The organism is Neisseria sp. 74A18 (assembly GCF_001308005.1).
GTDB classification, from domain to species: domain Bacteria; phylum Pseudomonadota; class Gammaproteobacteria; order Burkholderiales; family Neisseriaceae; genus Neisseria; species Neisseria dumasiana.
In genome coordinates this window covers 1-20,614 of record NZ_LGZA01000040.1, presented here as the reverse complement: position 1 = coordinate 20,614, position 20,614 = coordinate 1, and the positions used below count along the sequence as shown (strand labels likewise).

Genomic DNA, 20,614 nt, shown 5'->3' with positions numbered 1-20,614 from the left:
AAATAAATTAGATATTGAAGATTATTATGGCATAGATAATGTAAATAATTGTCGTAAATTTATAGAGGGCCTTAGAAAGCAAAATTCATTTTAAAGAGTCTTTCCGCAACATGTTCAACAGTACTTTATATGTTGGAAAAGTCAGGTTATTTACATTTTTATGTTAAATCGCAGATAGACATTATCCCTCATTACTACTTAGTCAAATATCATTCTGCTTCAGAGGCACTAGAAATATTGAAATCCTCTTTATTCAATCAACAAGCCAAAAGAGAATCCGTTCTAGGGGCATTTCTCCGCAACCCTAAAGATAAAATACTCAAGTCTACCAATTGGGGGATATTATCGCCCAAGAGGAATCAAGAAATGAGCAATCAATATCTGAAAGGTAGATTAGTAATATGAGATTGTTTTTTATAGTTTTTTTGTATTTACTTTCAACTAATACCCAAGCTTTTTCAAAAAATCCCGTCCCTGACGGGAAAGTTGAAATAAAAGTAATTAATAGCACACCTTGCTTATATATTAGTAAAAACCAGCTGAATGGTTGGTATGTCATAATGGTATCAAGCAATGACGAAAAAGGTAATCTTCACTCATGGCACTATAAGAATTCTTTTGAAAAGCATTACCCCAAAGAAAATCAATGTGTTCTATTAAATGCTTCTAATTTTCAAAATTTAAAACTGAGAGAAAGCGCCCCTTACTTTATTGAATTAATTCCAAGCAGGAGTGAATATGACCAGTTTACTCCACCCCCTAATTTTGACGGATTTTCAAGTCGAATTTGTTTAAAACAAGACAAAGAAAAACAGCTTAAAATTCAAGATTATATTTACGGAAAATGTATAGATAGAGAACCTGACACTCAGGAAGCCCCTCCTGCCTCAGCCAATACGGTTTCAGACGGCTGGTTAGCCCGATTGCTTAATTGGTTTAAGGAACTTTGGTAAAATAAATAAAAGATAAAAGCCGGTCTGAAAAATTTCAGACCTGCTTTTTATTTGTGTCATTCAGTGGAGGCGTGTGGAGGCGTGACGAATTAGAAACCGTTTAACTGTAAGTATCGCAACCGGTTTACTGAATATCAAACAACTTCCCCTGAGCCAAAAGCATTTTTACGGGTGCGAAGTCTTGCCGGTGTTCGGGTAGTGCGCCGAATTTTTCTAAGGCTGCGAGATGTGCGGCGGTGCCGTAGCCTTTGTGTTTGTCGAAACCGTATTGCGGATAACGCTCGGCCAGGGCATACATTTCGGCATCACGGGCGGTTTTGGCCAATACGGATGCGGCGGATATTTCGATGATTTTGCTGTCGCCCTTGACCACTGCTTCGGCGACGATACTGAGATTTTTGGGAATGCGGTTGCCGTCTATCCAAACTTTTTGCGGCTTGACGGCCAAGCCCTGTATTGCGCGGGTCATGGAGAGCATGGTGGCTTGCAGGATGTTCAGTTCGGCGATTTCGGCTACGTTTGCCGATGCCACGCACCATGCTATGGCTTGTTCTTTAATCTGTATGGCTAGGGCGTCGCGCTTTTTTTCGGTGAGTTTTTTGGAATCGGTCAAACCGGGGAGATTGTGGTCGGGCGGCAGAATAACGGCGGCGGCAAATACGCTGCCGACCAGCGGCCCGCGCCCGGCTTCGTCTACGCCGGCAGTCAGAAAAACATCATTCATTTGTTCAGACTCCTTTTTCAGGTTTTCAGACGGCCTCATTTCAACCTCTTCTTACGGGTTACCTAAACGACGGCACACTTCCAACACGGCCTCTCCGTATTTTTCGATTTTTTCTGCACCCACGCCGTGTATGCCGCCCAATTCTGCCAAGGTCTGCGGCTGTTTGGCGGCGATGGCGCGCAGGGTGATTTTGCTGAAGACGGTGTGCTCGGGTTCGCCTTCGGTTTCGGCGGTGGCGGCGCACCATTGCATCAGGGCGCGCATCAGGCGGCGTTTGTGTTTGGCTTCGTTGCTGAGGCCGTCTGAAAAGGGTTTGCAGACGGCCAGTATGCTGCTGCCGAATTTGCCGATGCGTACTGCGCCCAAGCCGTAGATGCCGTTTAGGTCGGCGGCTTCTTCGGGGGTGTTGCGGACTAAGTCGAGCAGGCTGTCGTCGGGGCAGACGGTGTGCGGGGTAACGCCTTCTGCCTGTGCAGTACGGCTGCGCCATGTGTTCAGGGCTTGCCAAAGCCGGCGGTCGCGTTCGGTTTCAAGGCCGTCTGAAACGGTATCGGGTAAGGCGGATGGGTTTTGGCGAAGCTCACCAAGTTCGCTTTGGCGAAACCCGCTTTGCGGGTTTTCAGACGGCCTGCCGTGTTCTGTAAAGGCTTGGCACACTTCGATGATTTCGTTGCCGAAGCTGTTGATTTTGGCTTCGCCCAAGCCGTAGATGTCGTGCAGTTCGGCGGGGGTGGCGGGCAGTTTTTCGACGATGTCGCGCAGGGTTTTGTCGCCGAAAATCACATAAGCGGGCACTTCTTCGGCTTGTGCGCGTTTGAGCCGCCAAGCGCGCAATGCTTGCCAGATGCGTTCTTCGCGTTCGGTGCGCAGCCATTCTTCTTTGGGTTTTTGGGTGGCGGCTTTGTCGCGTTTGAGCGGGCGCAGCCATACGGGTGTGCCGCCTTTGAGCACGGTTTTGGCGGCGGGGGTGAGTTGCAGGGCTTGGTGCATCAGGGGGTTGACGGTGAGGTAGCCGGAACTGATGCATTGGCGGATAACGGCACGCCATTCTTTGTCGGAAAGGTTGTCGCCGATGCCGAAGGTGGATAATTCGTGATGGCGGTTGCGGGCAATCCAATCGTCGCTTTTGCCGCGCAATACGTTAATCACATAACCTGCGGCGAACTGTTGGCCGACTCGATACACGCAGCTGAGCAGTTTCTGCACCAGCACGGTGCCGTCGAAGCGCACGGGCGGGTGCAGGCAGTTGTCGCAATGGCCGCAGGGTTGGGAATCTTCGCCAAAGTGTTTGAGCAGCAAAACGCGGCGGCAGTCGGCGGTTTCACATACCGACAACATGGCATCGAGTTTTTGCAGTTCGATTTGTTTTTGCATGTCGTCGCTGTTGCCGGTTTGGATGCGTTCGCGCAGCAGCACCCAGTCGTTAAGGCCGTAGCACAGCCAGCTTGCGGCGGGTAGGCCGTCGCGCCCCGCTCGGCCTGATTCTTGGTAGAAATGTTCGACGCTTTGCGGCATGTCGAGATGGGCGACGAAACGCACGTCGGGTTTGTCGATGCCCATGCCGAAAGCGACGGTGGCGACGACGATAACGTTGTCTTCACGGGTAAAACGCCGCTGGTTGGCCTCGCGCACGTCCATGCTCAAACCGGCGTGGTAGGGAATGGCATCCAAGCCGTGCTCGCATAAAAAGGCGGCGGTGTCTTCCACTTTTTTTCGGCTCAGGCAATAAACGATGCCGCTTTGCCCCGCCATCTGTTTCACGATGAAATCAAGCAGTTGTTTTTTACCGTTGTTTTTTTCAATTACTTGGTAGTAGATATTCGGGCGGTCGAAGCTGGCCACGAACTCGGCCGCGTCTTCCAAACGCAGGTAATGTTTGATGTCGGCGCGGGTGGCGGCATCGGCGGTGGCGGTGAGGGCGATGCGGGGAACGTGCGGATAGCGGTCGGCCAGCAAACCGAGCTGTTGGTATTCGGGGCGGAAGTCGTGCCCCCATTGGCTCACGCAATGGGCTTCGTCGATGGCAAACAGGCTGATGGTGTGTTGGTCGAGAAAGCGCAGGAAACGCTCGCCAACCAAGCGTTCGGGGGCGACATAAAGCAGTTTCAGACGGCCTGACTGGATATCGTCGGCAATCTGCCGCGCTTCGTCTGGGGTGGTGCCGCTGTGTACGCAGGCCGCCGCCACACCTGCCGTGTGCAGCGCGGCCACTTGGTCGTTCATCAGGGCGATCAGCGGCGACACCACCACGGCCACGCCTTCGCGCATCAAGGCGGGAATTTGGTAACACAACGATTTGCCGCCGCCGGTGGGCATCAACACCAGCAGGCTGTTGCCGCCCGCCAATGTATCCACAATCTCGCCCTGACTGCCGCGGAATTCGGGATAGCCGAAAACGTCGTGCAGAATTTGGGCGGCGGTGGCATGTTGCATTTGGCGGGTTCCGTAAGGGGCGTGTAGATGAAAGAGACTGAACCCCGCGCGGCGATCATGGCGGGGATCGGGTTTAGGGCGGTATTTTAGCCTTTTTCACTTAAGGCCGTCTGAAAAAACAAGAATATCTCAAAGAAAAATGCCGTCTGAAATTTCAGACGGCATCTGCCGAAGCATACGGTTTACACGACTTGGAAACTGGTGTGATCTATTACCAAATCCTTATCCAACGTGGCAAAGTGAATGGCATCGGCATTGCCCTTGCCGTCTTTGTCATAAGTGAGATAGCCGGTATCTTTATGATATTTCACATATTGATCCCATTCATCCATTGTATTGGTGCTCAAGCTGTCAAAGATGGTGGCTTTCAGCTCGATAATGTCTTGGCCTGCCGTGAAATCGGTGATGGTATCGACGCTGCCGTCTAAAGCAGTGTCGAACACGAACGTATCCCTGCCGTCGCCGCCGGTAAGCGTGTCGCTGCCTGCTCCGCCGATAATGCGGTCGTTACCGGGCATGCCGTTCAGGGTGTTGTTAAGGCCGTTGCCGGTGAGGGTGTTGTCGGCATCATTACCCTGCCCTGTAACGGCGGTGGTGCCGATCAAGGTCAGGTGCTCCAAATGGTTGCCCAATGTGTAGCTTTCCAAACTGCTCAACACATGGTCTGCATCACCTTCATTTGCATGTTCGGTAACCACATCGCCCGTATCGTCGACCACATAGGTATCGTTGCCGGTGCCGCCGTTCAGTTGATCCGCACCTGCGCCGCCGTCGAGATAATCGTTGCCTTCGCCGCCGTTTATGATATCGGCACCTGCACCGCCATAGATATTGTTGTCGGCTTTGTTGCCGGTAAGGGTATCGTTGTGGGCGGAACCGATCAGGTTTTCAATCTGCGTGCCGAAGCCTATGAATGCCTGACCTTCGGTATAAGTGTCGAGCGAACCTTTGATGCCGCTGAAACCGTATAAGGCTTGTTTTTTGTCAAAGCCGAAATATTCGTGCATATCGTATGTTTGGCTGCTTTTTACGGCAAAGGTTTTTTCACGGGTATCGCCCACATATATCCACGAACCGGGGGTGAGGTTCACATTGACGCCCTGCTTTTCTTCGGAAGCGTCGAAGGTATCGACACCGCCTGCATCCCAGATATAGCGGTCGGCATCGCGGCTGTACATATTGTAGTTTTTAAAGGTGTAGATATCGTTGCCGGTGCGTGTATGGCGGTTGACGCCGTAAGCATATTGCATGTATGCCAAATCGTAAGGGCGCAGATGGCCTCTGTCTAAAAACAAATTGTCGTTTTTATAGGCTTTATACGACATGTTGGAAAACTCGATGTTTTCCTCTCCGGCGTAATCACCGGTAAAGCCTACCGAAGTATGACCCATGCCGAAAGTATGGGTAATTTCGTGCAAAGCCGTGTAGTTTAAAAACTCATTGCCCCATCCTTTGTAATTGTGCCGGCTGTTCCATGCTATCAGGCCGCCGCTGTATGCAATGGCCGAAGCACTTTCAAAGCCGTTTTTCAGGTTGCCCATAAAAAAGTTGGTATTGGCTTCGGCTCTGCTGCCCACTTCTACGAATTCGATATTGGCAACCGTGCTGATTTCTTTATAGGCGTTGCGTATGATGCCCTGCAATTCAGACGAATAAGTGGTCATGGTCGAACGGTCGATGTAGTGGTTAAACCCAACCGGTAAAGCGGCGATTTCGTCGAGCGTCATAAAATGGTATTTGATTACGGCAGGCTTGTCGCTTGATCCGCCAAATGGAATATTGTAGCTGCGTCCGTATAACGACCCGATTTTTTCGATGAAATAAGGGAAGTTATAGCCGTCTGAAGTGTGGTCGCTGTTTACTTTGGCTTTCTGCATCGGCTGGTGCGCGTTTACAAAGGTATCGCTCACCTGCTTCAGCGATGCGTAGTTTTCCACATCGCTTACGGTTACGGCTTTGCCGGATAAATCGGCAGTATGCAGCGAAGCCTTCACTTTGTGGGCGCCGTTTGCCGCCAAATCGTCGGCGGCAACCTGTGCTTTGAACGTCAGGTTGTCAGCAACGGCGGTTTTGTAGATTTTGCCGCCCACATCGATGCTGATTTCATCGCCTGCTTTGGCCGTACCGCTAACGGTGCCGCTGATGTTGACGGTGCGCTCGCCTACGCCTGTTACCGTATGGTGGCCGTCTGAATCTTTTTGGATATAGGGGCTGTCGAACGTAATGTCTTTAATCTGCACCGGCGCATTTTTGTTGATATATTGAACCCTGTATGATCCGTCAGCCCATTTGGCCACTTTATACAACCGGGGGTCGGCTTCAACGGTAAAGCTGAGTTTTTGGCCGTTGAGCGATTTCAATTCGTCGGTGGGAATGTCTAAAAAGAAGCTGAGATCGCGCTTAACGCCGGCTTTATAAGACTTGCCGCCGATATCCACGGTAATCTGGCGCATACGCTCTTTGTTCATGCCCTGTGCGAAATCTCCCGCCAATTCGATCACGCCGCGCAGGCGGGTATTGGCTTCAGTTTGATGAACCTGCAGATTGAAATCGTTATCCACCTGAGTAATATCGATTTTCGCTGCGGCGGCACCGTCTACGGCATAGCTGCGGGCGGCGGAAGCCGAGCCGGAACTGTTGCCGGAAATGGCGGCGAACACGGTATAGCCTTGGTTCTCCAACAGCTTGCTGCCTTGCACGGTGGTACGGAATGTCAAATCTTCTCCGACTTGTGCCTGCAGCGTTTCTTTGCCGACCGTCAGCGTAACGGTTTGGCCTTGTGCCGCTTGCGCTCCCGAAACTTTGCCCGAAATGGTGATGTCTTTTCCGGCTTCGGTTACATTAATCAGATCGTCGCCGGTAATGGTATCGAGTTGGATCTGGATATCACCCTTTTTCACGCTGTATCCGCGTGCGGTATGTGCAGAGCCGGTGTTGCCCGCATTGTCGGACGTGGTAACGGCGGCGCGGATCACCGGCACGGGCGCAGCGGTCAGCTCGGCGGCGGCAACTGCAACGCTAAAAGCACCTTGAGAATTAACCGATACCTGTTGCTGTTTGTTGTTAACGGTTAGTGTAACGGTATCGCCTTCTTTAAACTCACCGCCCACTTGGCCGGAAAGCGTAATATTGCCGCTTGCCGAGGCATCCAGCGCATCATTTTCTGCGATGGCGTTCAACATGATCGTCGGCTCGGGAAGATGCGTATCGACATCAAATGTTTTTTCCGCACTGCTTGAAGCGGTGTTGCCGTAGCGGTCTGCCACATTAACCCGCACATTTACGTTCAGACGGCCTTCGGAATGTGCCAACACAGTGGCAGGCACGTCCAAATTCCAATCATTACCGGAAACGCGGGCCTGATAAACCTTACCGTCAATCTCAACCGTCACTTTAACGGTTTCCGGAGCCACCGTATCGCCCAGCACCAACCTTCCCGTCAGGCTCACTTGCTCAGGTAATTTGGCAGCGTTAACAGGTTGGTTGCCGTTGATGCTTTCTACAGTAACCGATACGGTAGGCGGAGTGGTTTTCAATTCATACGTTTGCGTACTTTCGGCTACGGTGGTAGAGCGGCCTGCCGCATCTCGGATCATGCCTTGCGCGCTAACCGATGTGTTGGCCGCCAATATTTCGGCAGGAACCTGCACGCTGAATCCCGCACCCGTAATAGATGCCGGATATTGGTTGCCGCCCACGTTTACCGTTATCGATCTGATTTCGTCTCCTTCGCCCAATCTGTTCACCTTGCCGCTCAGCGTGATGGTAGCTTGGCCGATTTCGCTTTGGTTGAGTACATTGTCGCCTCCGATTTTGTCAAACACGATTTCACCTTGCGGCGGCGTTTTATCCACTATAAAGATGCGCGATGCGGTTGCTTTTCCGTTACCTCTGTTGCCGGCTTGGTCGACACGGTCGACGCTGACCGTTAAAGCATATTTGCCGTCATCTTTCTGGGGAAAGATGCGGTCTATTTCCGCTTCTATGCTGTATTCCCCTCCTTCCTGAACGGTGGCCGTGTAAGTTACCTTCGCCACATCAACAGTAACGATTGAACCGACTTTCCCGTCGGTTACGCGCCCGCGGATGGTTACGGTCGGTTGGGACATTTCTTCGGCATCCAGCACATTGTCGCCGGTTATGCCATCGATCGTGATGCCGGTGTTGTTGAGCAAATCAATCGTATACGGCTGGTTGGCAACAAGAAAAGGATTTTTTTCAGACTCATCGACATACGCACTCAATATATACCCAGCTTCTGTGGCATTATTTCTCAACCCTAAAAAGGAAACCGGCACGGTGGCACTGAAGCGGCCGTCTGAAACGGTAGCCTGAACGTTATTACCGCGCGCCGCCAGAGTAACCGACACGCCGTCGGGAAGGTTTTCCACCCAACCCGATAAGGTGATGGTGCCTGTATCGAATTCGGCCTTGTTAACGTAGTTATCTTCCGCAATGGGATCAAGATAGATTGCCGGCTGCAACGCGTCTACCGTGTATTCGCGATTTGCCTTTGCAACCGCTTCGTTGCCCGCTGCATCCGTTACCCGCGCCGATACGCGCACTTCTTGACCCGCAACCAACACGGAAGTCGGCACTTCTGCCGTATAACGCTCTCCGCTCACCTGCGCGGCATACGTTTCGCCGTTTACCTGAACCGTCAGTTCTTCAATGCGCTCACCTTCTTTCAAGCCGGTAAACGAACCCGAAACGGTTTGGCGGGCATGCGCGCGCTCGGCCTTGCCCAATACATCGTCTCCGGCAATCGGCTCGATCGACAATTTAACATCAGGCGCATCCAAGTCGGTAAGGTATTGGCGGGTAGTCTGTACGGTAGCGGTGTTGCCGGCATCATCCTGCGAACTCACGCTGGCCTTAATCAGGTTATAGCCTTCTTTTTTCAGCGTTTCACCCGAAAAATCAACCGAAAAAGCACCGTTGCGCACTTTGGCCAATATGTCGACCCATTTCACGTTGCCGCAGCTCTCGCAGCCGCACGAAACAACCACGCTCTCTCCGTCGGCTATGTCGCTGACTTGGCCGCTCACCGTTACCTTACCTTTCGATTCCTCGATATTGAGTATGTTATCGCCGGCGATATTGTTTAAGCTGATGGTGGGCGCATATTCCGTATCCACACGATAACTGCGTTCGGCCGTGCCGGTAGCGCTGTTTAAGGCCGCATCGCGTGTTGTCAGTTCGGCAGAAATTTTGCCGTGGTTGACCAAAGTTCTGGTATGCACCGGCACGGAGAACGTTCCGTCGGTTACTATGCCGCGATACAGCGCTTCGCCGACTTTCAAAATAATTTCATCACCGTTTTGCGCATTTTTCACCGTGCCGGTAACGGTGATGGATGCTGCTTGAGACTCTACCAAATTGATGATGTCGTCTTGCGCTACCTTGTGAATATCGATCACAGGCGTGGCAATTTGCGTATCGATGGTATAGGTTTGCTCAACCGTAGCGGTATGGGGATTACCGTCGGCATCTTGGGCGGTAACGGAAATACTGATTTTCTGCTCGCCCTGTATATCGGCAAGCACACCGTTATCCAGCTTAACCTTCCAAGTATCACCGCTGATTTCCGCCGCATAAACCCTGCCGCCAACCGCAACCGATACGGAAGGCGACGCCAGCGCGGGGTCTACATTCAGACGGCCTGATAACACCAAACCTTGTTCGGCTTTGACCGATTCCGAGTTGATGACATTATTTTCACTTACCGGATTCAAAATGATTTCGGGTTTGGGCGGAGGATTCTGTTCGGTTTTATCTTGAGTGTCGGGATCGGCAACCTGATCTTTGTCTTTTTCGGGCTGTTGTTCTTCCTGCTGCTTTGGCGGAGTAGGTTCGGTTTTATCCTGCGAATCGGAATCGGCTGCCTGATCTTTGTCTTTTTCAGACGGCCGCTCTTCCTGCTGTTTCGGCGGCGTAGGTTCGGTTTTATCTTGAGTATCGGGATCGGCAACCTGATCTTTATCTTTTTCAGACGGCCGCTCTTCCTGCTGTTTCGGCGGCGTAGGTTCGGTTTTATCTTGAGCGTCGGAATCGGCTGCCTGATCTTTGTCTTTTTCAGACGGCCGCTCTTCCTGCTGTTTCGGCGGCGTAGGTTCGGTTTTATCCTGCGACTCGGAATCGGCTGCCTGATCTTTGTCTTTTTCAGACGGCCGCTCTTCCTGCTGCTTCGGCGGAGTAGATTCGGTTTTATCTTGAGCGTCGGAATCGGCTGCCTGATTTTTATCTTTTTCAGACGGCCGCTCTTCCTGCTGTTTCGGCGGCGTAGGTTCGGTTTTATCTTGAGCTTCGGAATCGGCTGCCTGATTTTTGTCTTTTTCAGACGGCCGCTCTTCCTGCTGTTTCGGTGGCTTAGGTTCGGTTTTATCTTTTTGTTGCTGATCGTTATGATTATCCGAATTTCCGCCTGCCGCTGCGATACCGACTACTGCTGCACCGGCCGCCAACGCAGCAGCGGCCCATAGCTGTGAACCGGTCGTCCAGCCGGCAATTCCTACTTCTTCGGCAACCGCTACGGCAATTTGTGCATGAGATGCTTCATCGGCGGCTGTTGCAAAGGTCGCTCCTGCATCTTGTAAATATCGGCTGTTTTCAATCGGATAATTGATGCGGTAGTCTTTCAATACCAAATCGGGCGTGTCGTCTTGCACGCCGTCCAAATATACCCATAAGTCGTTTTCCATCCACTGCAACACAGACCCGTCAACAGCCTTACCTTCGGAATCGACCACAAGGTAAAGGGTATCCGGCTCAGTTTGAACGAGGGCTGCTGCGCCCTCCTGTATCAACAATGCGTCTGTCTGCCCGTTACGGGTAATATTAAGTGTATAAGTTTTCATAAGTTTTCCAGTAAGCGAATGCAATGAATGGTTATTAGTAAAAAATATCGGCACTTGGCATGCAAAGAAAATCGGAATCTGTTGCCATAAAAAGCGATCTGTATAGCAAATAAACTTTATTTCTGCTACGGCGTTGCCGCCTTGTCTCAAAAATAAGTTGATTTACTATCTTTCATTGCGGAAACGGCAAAAAGTTGAACAGCCGTTTCGATTGCACGATGAACAGAGGCAATTATTATATAGAGTAAAACATTCAATATAACGACATTCGGCATATTTTTTTAAACAAGCGGCATAAAAATGACACAAGATAACAACAGTTATCATCATTTTGTACACTTTAATCCGGCAGCTGATTGCTTTTGAATATACATAAAGCCGTTCTGCTCTTGCCATTTACCGTTATCCCGGGCATTCAACACCTTGAATATGCACCCATACGGATATAGTGCTGATGGCGTTATTTGACTATAATCACTCGGTTTTTCTACTGAATGAATCATTGTGATTTCAGTATTTGATTGAGGTTCGCTGCGTATTGGAATAATATTGACCAACTGAAAACACGCCAAACACAACATACAACAACGGCAGACCACGGAGAACCAAATATGGCTCACTCATCCAAACATGCATCAATGAATATCAGCCTCATACAGGCGCGCGAAGCACTGATGACCCAGTTCCGCCCCATTCTGCACAATGTCGGTTTAACCGACCAACAATGGCGCATTATCCGCCTGCTGGCCGAAAACGGTACGCTCGACTTTCAGGACTTGGCCAATCAAGCCTGCATTCTGCGCCCCAGCCTAACCGGCATTCTCACGCGCCTTGAAAAAGCCGGGCTGTTGGTTCGCCTGAAGCCTTCCAACGACCACCGCCGTGTTTATTTGAAGTTAACCGCAGAAGGCGAGGCGTTGTACGATTCGCTCGGCGAAGAAGTCGATAAATGCTACGACCGCATTGAAACCGTTTTTTCAAGGGAAAAAATGCTGCAACTGCAAACTTTGCTCGGCGAACTTTCCAATATAGGCAAACTTCTTAAATAGCTCCGCATACGCCATGACAGAAAACAAACCGGACCACGCACTCCAACCCTGCTTCCGAGATGCCATGGCTTCGTGCGCAGCCGGTGTGCATGTCATCACCACCGACGGCAGCGCAGGCCGTTACGGCATTACCATGACCGCCGTTACGCCCGTTACCGACGCACCGCCCACCGTGATGATCTGCATCAACCGCCGTTCCGCCATTATCCCCATACTTCAAACCAACGAAGATTTGTGTATCAATGTGCTATCGGCCGCCCAGCAGGATGTTGCCGAGCATTTTGCCGGCATCACCAAGCTCTCGCCCGAAGAACGCTTCGAATACCACATTTGGCACCGCGGGCAAACCGGGCAATTGCAGGTGGAAGGCGCGCTTGCCCACCTTCACGGCAAAATTACCGCCCAACACGACATCGGCACACATCATGTTTTTTATGTATTGATTAACGAAATCAACGTGCACGACACCACTCAACCCGCATTGGTTTATTTCCGCAGAAATTTCAATCAATTGCCATAGCTGCGTAAAGAAAACAGACGTCGGCCGCCGCGATACTCTCAAACGGGCTTTTACCGAAGCCTCCTCCCTTCTGCTCCCGGCAGAACCCCTCATGCAAACTTTAACGTTTTTTAGCTTTCGGCCTTCAGGTTTAGAATAAATACTCACAAGAGTCCCCGTCGGCTTTTTCCATTCGGCCTGTTTCGGATGTTTTTACCCAAAACTGCCTTTTTTTGATATTTTACTGGACATTTAACAGCAAGTTAGTAACAATATCCGTATATCTTTTTTTGTAACCGCCTAAGAAAAAGGCGCAGCATACCATCTGTTTTACGGCAAAACGGCAGCCAATCCGTGCCGCAAAGCAATCACGGCTTTACATTAAGCAAAAGGAACCTTTATGGACTTACGCAAACTGAAGAAATTGATTGATCTGGTTGAAGAATCGGGTATCGCCGAAATCGAAGTGACCGAAGGTGAAGAAAAAGTACGCATTACCCGCTCCACCGCTCCCCAGCAAGCCATTTATGCTGCGCCTACCGCCGTTCACCATGCCGCGCCTGCACCTGCCGCCCCCGCGGCACCTGCCGCCGCACCTTCCGCTTCTCCTGCCGCTCCCGCTGCGCGTGATCTGACCAATGCACAAAAATCACCTATGGTCGGCACATTCTACCGCGCACCCAGCCCCACTTCCCCTCCGTTTGTAGAAGTAGGCCAAACCGTTAAGGCCGGCGACACCTTGTGCATTATCGAAGCCATGAAACTGATGAACGAAATCGAAGCCGAAAAATCCGGCGTGGTCAAAGAAATCTTGGTTGAAAACGGCCAGCCTGTCGAATACGGCGAGCCATTGTTTATCATCGAGTAACAGAATTATTTTCAGACGGCCCCGTGCATGAGGCCGTCTGAATTACTTACATTCAGAACAAAGCCCTGCTTTGAAACTTCTTCTGAAAGAATCTTATGCTGAAAAAAGTATTGATAGCCAACCGTGGCGAAATCGCGCTCCGTGTATTACGCGCCTGCCGCGAAATGGGCATCGCCACCGTTGCCGTGCATTCCGAAGCCGATAAAGACAGCCTGCATGTCAAACTGGCCGACGAATCGGTGTGCATCGGCCCGGCTCCCTCCCCCCAAAGTTACCTTAACATTCCCGCCATCATCGCCGCCGCAGAAGTAACCGGTGCCGATGCCATCCACCCCGGCTACGGCTTTCTGGCAGAAAACGCCAGCTTTGCCGAGCAGGTAGAACAATCGGGCTTCGTGTTTATCGGCCCCCGCGCCGATACCATCCGCCTGATGGGCGACAAAGTATCTGCAAAGCACGCCATGATCGAAGCGGGCGTGCCCTGCGTGCCCGGTTCCGACGGCGCGCTGCCCGACGATGATGCCGAAATCCTCAAAATCGCCGATAAAGTCGGCTTTCCCGTGATTATCAAAGCATCAGGCGGCGGCGGCGGACGCGGTATGCGTGTGGTCGAGAAAAAAGAAGACCTGCTCAAATCGGTGGAAATGACCAAAACCGAAGCCGGCATGGCATTCGGCAACCCCATGGTTTATATGGAGCGTTATCTGCAAAAACCGCGCCATGTCGAAATTCAGGTCTTGGCCGACGAACAAGGCAACGCCATTTATTTGGGCGAACGCGACTGCTCTATGCAACGCCGCCACCAAAAAGTGATTGAAGAAGCACCTGCTCCCGGCATTACTGAAAAAGAACGCAAGAAAATCGGCGAAGCCTGCGTAGCCGCCTGCAAACGCATCGGCTACCGCGGTGCGGGTACGTTTGAATTTCTGTATGAAGACGGCGAATTCTTCTTTATCGAAATGAATACCCGCGTGCAGGTAGAACATCCGGTTACCGAGCTGATCAGCGGTGTTGACATCGTTCAAGAGCAAATCCGCGTAGCCAGCGGCCTGCCTTTGCAATACAAACAGAAAGACATCGTGCTGGAAGGCCATGCTTTCGAATGCCGTATCAATGCGGAAGACCCGTACAACTTCATTCCCAGCCCCGGCCCGATTGAAAGCTGCCACCTGCCCGGAGGATTGGGCGTGCGGGTGGACAGCCACATTTACCAAGGCTACCGCATTCCGCCCAACTACGACAGCCTGATCGGTAAAATCTGCGTGCACGGCAAAGACCGTGAGCAGGCCATGGCAAAAATGCGTGTGGCACTGGCCGAGCTGGCCGTTACCGGCATCAAAACCAATACCCCCCTGCACCGTGATCTGTTTGCCGACCCCGGTTTTCAAGCGGGCGGTGTGAGTATCCACTACTTAGAGCACTGGCTGGAAGAACGTAAAGCCAAACAGCAAGCCTGATTAAAAAAACTGAACCGCCTGAATCCATCGGGCGGTTCTTTCGTTTTTGCTCAATGCGATGCTGAAATATATACATTCGATACGGTGAGGCCGTCTGAAAACAGATTTTCAGACGGCCTCAAGCGTTCATCCATCAATCATCATCGTCATCACGCTCGTAGCGTTTGTATTTTCCGTGCTTTTTGCCGTATTTTTTGTGGCTGACGTGGTGATGACGGTATTTTTTACGCTTTTTGTCATCATCATCGTCGTCATCATAATAGTAATGATGATGGTGTCTGTCGCGGTAAACCACCTCACGGCGGCGGTTTTCACGTTCGGCCGCTTCACGCTTTTGATTGCGCTTGGCATACAGATTGCCTGCCGTACCGCCGATGGCAGCACCGATTAGCGTGCTTTCCATATTGTTGCCTGCGGCACTTCCGATTACACCGCCGACGGCAGCACCCACGATCGTAGCTTTAGTGCGGTCGGTCATCCGCGCTTGGGCGGCCGGTGCCAGCACCAAAGCCGAAGTGACCAGCGCGGCTATCATGGATTTGCGGACAGTATTCATAAACATCTCCGTACAGTTGCGGGGAAAAGGTTGCTTTTACCACAACAAGCCGTATCTGCCGACAACGCACGGCAGAACGGTCGGTTAAAGCAACCTGCGGTATCATACTGCCCACCGGTTTTAAGAAATGCACAGCCAATGTAATATTATGCAGTTGACCGTCATGTTTCAGACGGCCTTTACGGGAAAACAAACCATGTCCTATCAATACCGCCAACCCCTCCCCGACACCCCGCTCGACATCATCGGCGACGTTCACGGCGAAATCGACGCCCTGCAAGCCTTGCTGCATCATCTCGGCTACCGCTGCGACGGCAGCCACCCGCAAGGCAGAAAAATCGTTTTTGTCGGCGACCTGTGCGACCGCGGCCCCGACAGCCCCGCCGTACTCGACTGGTTTTTTCAGGCACACGATGCCGGCAACGCCTTTACCGTGCTGGGCAACCACGAGCTGAATGCGCTTGTGCACGACCCCAAAGACGGCTCAGGCTGGTTTTTTCCCCAGCGTTACAACAAAGACGCCGAACGTTATGCCCCTTGGCGCATTTTACCCGACGAGCGCAAACCCGATTTGGAAAGCCGCTTGGCCGCCCAACCGTTGATACTCGAGCGCGCCGACCTGCGTATCGTTCATGCCGCTTGGCAACCGCACACTTTCCCTGCCCTCGAAGCAGCCGCCGGTGAACCGCTCACCGAACAATACCGCCGTTTCGATGCCGAACTGCGCCACACACTTCAGACGGCCTCTTGGTATCCCGACTACTTGCAAGAACAACAACGCTACGCCGACGCGCTGGAACATCCCCGGCCTCCCCCGCCGATGCCTGCCACCGCCCAATACGAACTCAACCGCAGCCGCCTGCATCCGATACGCGCACTAACCAGCGGTGTTGAAAATATCGCATCCCAACCGTTCTATGCCGGAGGCCGCTGGCGGTTTACGGCACGTTGGAGCTGGTGGGACGATTACCGCGACGACATTCCCGTGCTTATCGGCCACTACTGGCGAAACCGCTTACCCCAACCGCCCTCGCCCGACAGGGAAAACATCCTGCCTGCCGCCGGCAACGCATGGCACGGCGCACGGCGCAATGTGTTCTGTCTCGATTTTTCCGTGGGCGCACGCTGGCGCGACCGCAAAGCTGGCACGCCGGTCGAACGCTCCACCTTCCATCTCGCAGCCATGCGCTGGCCGGAGCGGGTATTGGTATTTGACAACGGCGATGTAGTCAAAACAGTGTAATGTTTCCGTGATCTGCACTTGCTGTGCTGCTGCGCCTTGAACTGCATCCGCATCTGAGGGTTTTGCAAAGGTTTCAAGTTGTATAAAGGGTTGAGGCCGTCTGAATAAGTTTTTTCAGACGGCCTCAACCCTTTATTCTGCCCTGCTCTATCCAAGCCGGGCTAATCTCTCTATCTGATTATTGTTGGGATTCAAAGCGTTTGGCCGCTTCGTCCCAGTTCACCACATTCCAATACTCTTTCACATAGTCGGGGCGGCGGTTTTGGAACTTCAGATAGTAAGCGTGTTCCCACACATCCAAGCCGATAATCGGATAGCCTTTACAACCGGCAATCTCTTCACCCATCAGCGGCGTATCTTGGTTAGCGGTAGAAACCACTTTCAGACGGCCTCCATCCAATACCAGCCATGCCCAACCCGAACCGAAACGGGTAGCGGCCGCTTTTTCAAATTCTGCCTGAAACGCTTCAAACGAACCGAAATCACGCTCGATGGCTTCTTTGAGTTTACCTTTCAATTCAGTACCTTTTTTAAGGTTTTTCCAGAAGAAAGAATGGTTTGCATGTCCGCCTGCATTGTTACGCAACACGGTTTGCTTGTCGGCAGGCAGTTCTTTCAAACGCGACACCAATTCTTCGGCGCTCAACGAGGCAAATTCGGGCAGGCTCTCCAAAGCGGCATTGGCATTGTTTACATAAGCCTGATGGTGCTTGGTGTGGTGGATATTCATGGTCATCTCATCGAAATGAGGCTCTAACGCATCGTAAGCGTAGCCGAGTTCGGGCAGAACGTAAGCCATCTTTATCTCCTTAAAAATTTTTGGTTGCGGTTGGAAATCCAAAACGCCGTTTCCGGCATGAAACCTTTGGAAAACCTTCAAAACCGGATAGTGCTTATCATGCAGCCATACCGGATACAGAAGCAGGCCGCATTATCTGTCGGTTTTGCAAAAGTGTCAGCATGAATAATATTAACAATTATCTTTGACTGCAAGCACCAAAAACCTTCCCGCAGCAAAGGCTTTTCAGACGGCCTTAACCTTATTTATCAACAACTTAAGTTATTAAAATTTTATTGTTTAAAATCATACATCTACATAAAATCATCAGAACACACAATCCGCTTTTGTTTACAAACCTTTCAATACATTATAAAAATTATAAAAAGCGTGCATATGGCAAATAAACTTATTTTTGATACGAAGCCGCAAACAGTACAAACAGTACAAGCAGTACAAGCAGTACAAGCAGTACAAGCAGTACAAGCAGTACAATCAGTACAAGCAGTACGACAAGGCGCAGCAAGTTCAGTTTATTTGCGATAAACCGACATGACACTCAAAAACAATAACCACTACATAAGGAGCCAACATTGTCTGTTCACAACAAACCCGACTCTACCGATGTCCGCTTCCGTTACAAACCGGCACAGCCCCGCCCTTCCTACCGGCATTTGGGCATGTTTGATGCCGATAAAAACTTTCAACCCCACGGCGCATCTTCTACACCCGACACGCGAATCGACCGGTTTACTTTTTTCGGCGTCTTGATCATTCTGCTTTGCGTAACCCTGCCTTTAATTGCCTTTCCTCAAGAGGGTGCCGATTGGGTCGCTTTGGTTAAAGATTTTGTTACCGCCAAATTAGGCATCGGTTATTTGGCATTCGGCCTGCTGGCTTTTATCTTTGTTATTTATATTTCTTTTTCGGATATCGGCAACATTAAACTGGGCAAACCCGAAGACGAAATCGAGTTCAAAACCGGCTCTTGGGCAGCCATGATGTTTTGCGGCGGAATCGGCTCGGGCATTCTTTATTGGGGTATCATCGAATGGGCTTATTACTACCAAGGGCCTCCGTTCGGAATTGCTCCCGGTTCACCCGACGCAGTACGCTGGGCCAGCACCTATGGGCTGTTCCATTGGGGGCCGATAGCTTGGGCGATTTATTTGGTGCCCGCCGTAGCCATTGCCTATTTTGCCCATGTGCGCAACTCTCCGGTGTTGAAGGTCAGCCAAAGCTTAATGCCTTTGTTGGGCGAAAAGTTTACGAAAAGCAACTGGGGCCGTTTGATTGATATTTTCTTTGTTTTCGGCATGATAGGCGGCGGAGCAACCTCTCTTGGCCTGGCTTCTCCGATGATTACCGAAGGCTTGCACAAACTGTTCGGCCTGCCGTCTGATTGGATAACCAGCTTGGGCGTACTGCTGGTGACTACCTGTATTTTTGCCTACAGTGCCTATCAGGGCTTGCGCGGCGGCATCCAAAGACTATCTAACTTTAACTTCTACTTAGCCATTGCCTTTCTGATTTTTGTGTTGTTAGTCGGCCCTACGGTGTTTATTTTGAACGTGGGTTTGGAAAGCTTGGGCCGCTCGCTTACCCAGATGTTTACCATGATGACATGGGCGGAATCGTTCGGCCACTTTGAACAGCACGGTTTCAAAAATACCGGTTTTCCGAAAGATTGGACGATTTTCTACTGGGCATGGTGGTTGGTTTTTGCGCCGACTATCGGCCTGTTTATCGCTAAAATTTCCAAAGGACGCACTATCCGCCAAATGACCATCGGCTCGATGTTCTACGGCTCGCTCGGCTGCGCCGTATTCTTTATCGTATTGGGCAACTACGGTCTCTACCTGCAATTGAGCGGTGCGATGGATGTGGTCGCTCTACTTAACGATAAAGGCGCAACCGCCACGATTTTTGCGATTCTATCCACCTTGCCGATGCCGCAAATTTCGATTGGCGTGTTCACTCTGCTGGCGGTAATCTTTACCGCAACCACTTTCGACAGTATTTCTTATATTCTCGCATCTGTTGTGCAACACGAGGTTCACGGCGAACCCCACCGTTGGAACCGGTTGTTTTGGGCATTCACACTGTGCATTTTGCCTGCAACACTGATGTTTATCGGCGGACTGAACACGCTTCAGACGGCCTCCATCTTTGCAGGCGCTCCTTTATTGGTAATCATGAGTATGATGATGTTGTCGGTTATCAAAGCAGCCAAATACGATCTGTATTACCAGCCTGATTATTCGTTGAAAACCATCCACATCGAAGAAATCCCCAGCAATGCACCGTGGGAATACGGAGAAACCTCTCAAGCACCCGAAGGTTCTGTTTTGGCGCAACAAGCCGTTTATGAAGAAAAGCGGCACGGCGGCGATGATTCGGTATCTTAAACCTTACGCAGATACATTACACATACCAAGCGGTGCGGTATATTCCCCACCGCTTATTTATTCTCCGCCCCATCTTTCCATTAGAAAGCGCCAGCGATTTATTCTGCATCATATCGCAAATAAACTTACATTTAGCTACGTCATTGCTGCGCCTTGCCGTACAATCTGAGACCTTTGCAAAACCCTCAGATGTGGATGCAGTTCAAGGCGTAGCAGCACAGCGAGTGCAGACATATCATATAGATAGGCAAACGAGCGAGCAGCGCACAACGCAGAAATGCGCCTCAGATGGGGGGCAAAGGTCTCAACCTGTTGTACTGTATTCGGCTTGATGCCTAGTATTAAAAAGGGGCTGACGTAGATTAGCAGTCATGATAGGCTGCCAAAATGAAGATAACCCACTGTAAGTTAAAGAAGAGTCTGCAAAGAAAACTGCTTGAATATTTTGTATTGGAAGTAACCGCACGTTCTGCTGCCGATATCTTGGGTATTCAGCCCAATACGGCTATTCTCTTCTACCGTAAAATCCGTCTTGTTATCAGCCATCATTTGGCTTTGGAAGCAGATCAGGTTTTTGAGGGCACTATAGAATTGGATGAGAGCTATTTCGGCGGTAAGCGTAAAGGAAAGCGCGGTAGGGGAGCAGCAGGTAAAGTGGTGGCTTTCGGTATCCTTAAACGTGGAGGTAAGGTTTATACGGTTGTAGTGAATAATGCCCGAAAGGAAAGTTTATTTCCTGTTATTACAAGGAAAATTACACCTGATAGCGTAGTTTATACGGACTGCCTG

15 protein-coding genes are annotated in these 20,614 nt (G+C 51.0%); 9 read left to right on the top strand and 6 right to left on the bottom strand.

The window, feature by feature from the left end:
• The first annotated feature begins 401 nt into the window (after positions 1-401).
• Positions 402-953 carry a hypothetical protein gene (locus AKG43_RS10675; protein ID WP_054600540.1) on the top strand — a complete coding sequence of 184 codons (552 nt, stop codon included), beginning with the start codon at positions 402-404 and terminating at the stop codon, positions 951-953.
• A gap of 124 nt (positions 954-1,077) precedes the next feature.
• Here the strand turns inward: AKG43_RS10675 and rnhB are convergent, their stop codons facing one another.
• The 3 genes from rnhB to AKG43_RS10660 form a co-directional block, all read right to left on the bottom strand.
• Positions 1,078-1,677 (bottom strand): ribonuclease HII, encoded by a 600-nt coding sequence (gene rnhB, locus AKG43_RS10670; RefSeq protein ID WP_054600539.1) that lies wholly within the window; start codon positions 1,675-1,677, stop codon positions 1,078-1,080.
• 51 nt (positions 1,678-1,728) lie between these two features.
• On the bottom strand, positions 1,729-4,110 hold the full coding sequence (gene recQ / locus AKG43_RS10665; protein WP_054600538.1) for a DNA helicase RecQ: 2,382 nt from the start codon (positions 4,108-4,110) through the stop codon (positions 1,729-1,731).
• 182 nt (positions 4,111-4,292) lie between these two features.
• Positions 4,293-10,967 carry an Ig-like domain-containing protein gene (locus AKG43_RS10660; protein WP_082403073.1) on the bottom strand — a complete coding sequence of 2,225 codons (6,675 nt, stop codon included), beginning with the start codon at positions 10,965-10,967 and terminating at the stop codon, positions 4,293-4,295.
• A 611-nt stretch (positions 10,968-11,578) separates the two neighbouring features.
• On the opposite strand from AKG43_RS10660, the gene hpaR reads away from it, so the two are divergent.
• The 4 genes from hpaR (at position 11,579) to accC (ending at position 14,840) form a co-directional block, all read left to right on the top strand.
• The gene (gene hpaR / locus AKG43_RS10655) at positions 11,579-12,016 is read left to right on the top strand and encodes a homoprotocatechuate degradation operon regulator HpaR (RefSeq protein WP_054600536.1); all 438 of its coding nucleotides are present in this window, start codon (positions 11,579-11,581) and stop codon (positions 12,014-12,016) included.
• A gap of 13 nt (positions 12,017-12,029) precedes the next feature.
• Positions 12,030-12,536: a 4-hydroxyphenylacetate 3-monooxygenase, reductase component gene (gene hpaC / locus AKG43_RS10650; RefSeq protein ID WP_054600535.1), complete on the top strand. Its 507-nt coding sequence runs from the start codon at positions 12,030-12,032 to the stop codon at positions 12,534-12,536.
• A 379-nt stretch (positions 12,537-12,915) separates the two neighbouring features.
• Entirely contained in the window at positions 12,916-13,383 is a 468-nt protein-coding gene (accB, locus tag AKG43_RS10645; RefSeq protein WP_054600534.1) for an acetyl-CoA carboxylase biotin carboxyl carrier protein, read from the top strand.
• 95 nt (positions 13,384-13,478) lie between these two features.
• The gene (gene accC / locus AKG43_RS10640; protein WP_054600533.1) at positions 13,479-14,840 is read left to right on the top strand and encodes an acetyl-CoA carboxylase biotin carboxylase subunit; all 1,362 of its coding nucleotides are present in this window, start codon (positions 13,479-13,481) and stop codon (positions 14,838-14,840) included.
• 133 nt (positions 14,841-14,973) lie between these two features.
• On the opposite strand, the gene AKG43_RS12550 is transcribed toward accC, so the two are convergent.
• Positions 14,974-15,396, bottom strand: coding sequence for a glycine zipper domain-containing protein (locus AKG43_RS12550; RefSeq protein ID WP_231718158.1), 423 nt, complete (start codon positions 15,394-15,396; stop codon positions 14,974-14,976).
• Positions 15,397-15,592: 196 nt separating this feature from the next.
• On the opposite strand from AKG43_RS12550, the gene AKG43_RS10630 reads away from it, so the two are divergent.
• The gene (locus AKG43_RS10630) at positions 15,593-16,639 is read left to right on the top strand and encodes a metallophosphoesterase (protein ID WP_054600543.1); all 1,047 of its coding nucleotides are present in this window, start codon (positions 15,593-15,595) and stop codon (positions 16,637-16,639) included.
• Positions 16,640-16,817: 178 nt separating this feature from the next.
• Here the strand turns inward: AKG43_RS10630 and sodA are convergent, their stop codons facing one another.
• Positions 16,818-17,438 (bottom strand): superoxide dismutase [Mn], encoded by a 621-nt coding sequence (gene sodA, locus AKG43_RS10625; protein ID WP_054600532.1) that lies wholly within the window; start codon positions 17,436-17,438, stop codon positions 16,818-16,820.
• Positions 17,439-17,813: 375 nt separating this feature from the next.
• On the opposite strand from sodA, the gene AKG43_RS12855 reads away from it, so the two are divergent.
• Positions 17,814-17,963, top strand: coding sequence for a hypothetical protein (locus tag AKG43_RS12855; protein WP_156300666.1), 150 nt, complete (start codon positions 17,814-17,816; stop codon positions 17,961-17,963).
• A gap of 47 nt (positions 17,964-18,010) precedes the next feature.
• Complete coding sequence (locus AKG43_RS10620; RefSeq protein WP_231718157.1) at positions 18,011-19,825, top strand: BCCT family transporter; 1,815 nt, start codon at positions 18,011-18,013, stop codon at positions 19,823-19,825.
• A gap of 135 nt (positions 19,826-19,960) precedes the next feature.
• Here the strand turns inward: AKG43_RS10620 and AKG43_RS13425 are convergent, their stop codons facing one another.
• Positions 19,961-20,158, bottom strand: a complete 198-nt coding sequence (locus tag AKG43_RS13425; RefSeq protein ID WP_082403071.1) for a hypothetical protein — start codon at positions 20,156-20,158, stop codon at positions 19,961-19,963.
• A 54-nt stretch (positions 20,159-20,212) separates the two neighbouring features.
• Here AKG43_RS13425 and AKG43_RS10615 point away from each other — a divergent pair.
• The coding region (locus AKG43_RS10615) for an IS1595 family transposase (protein ID WP_156300665.1) at positions 20,213-20,614 on the top strand (402 nt) is incomplete at its 3' end.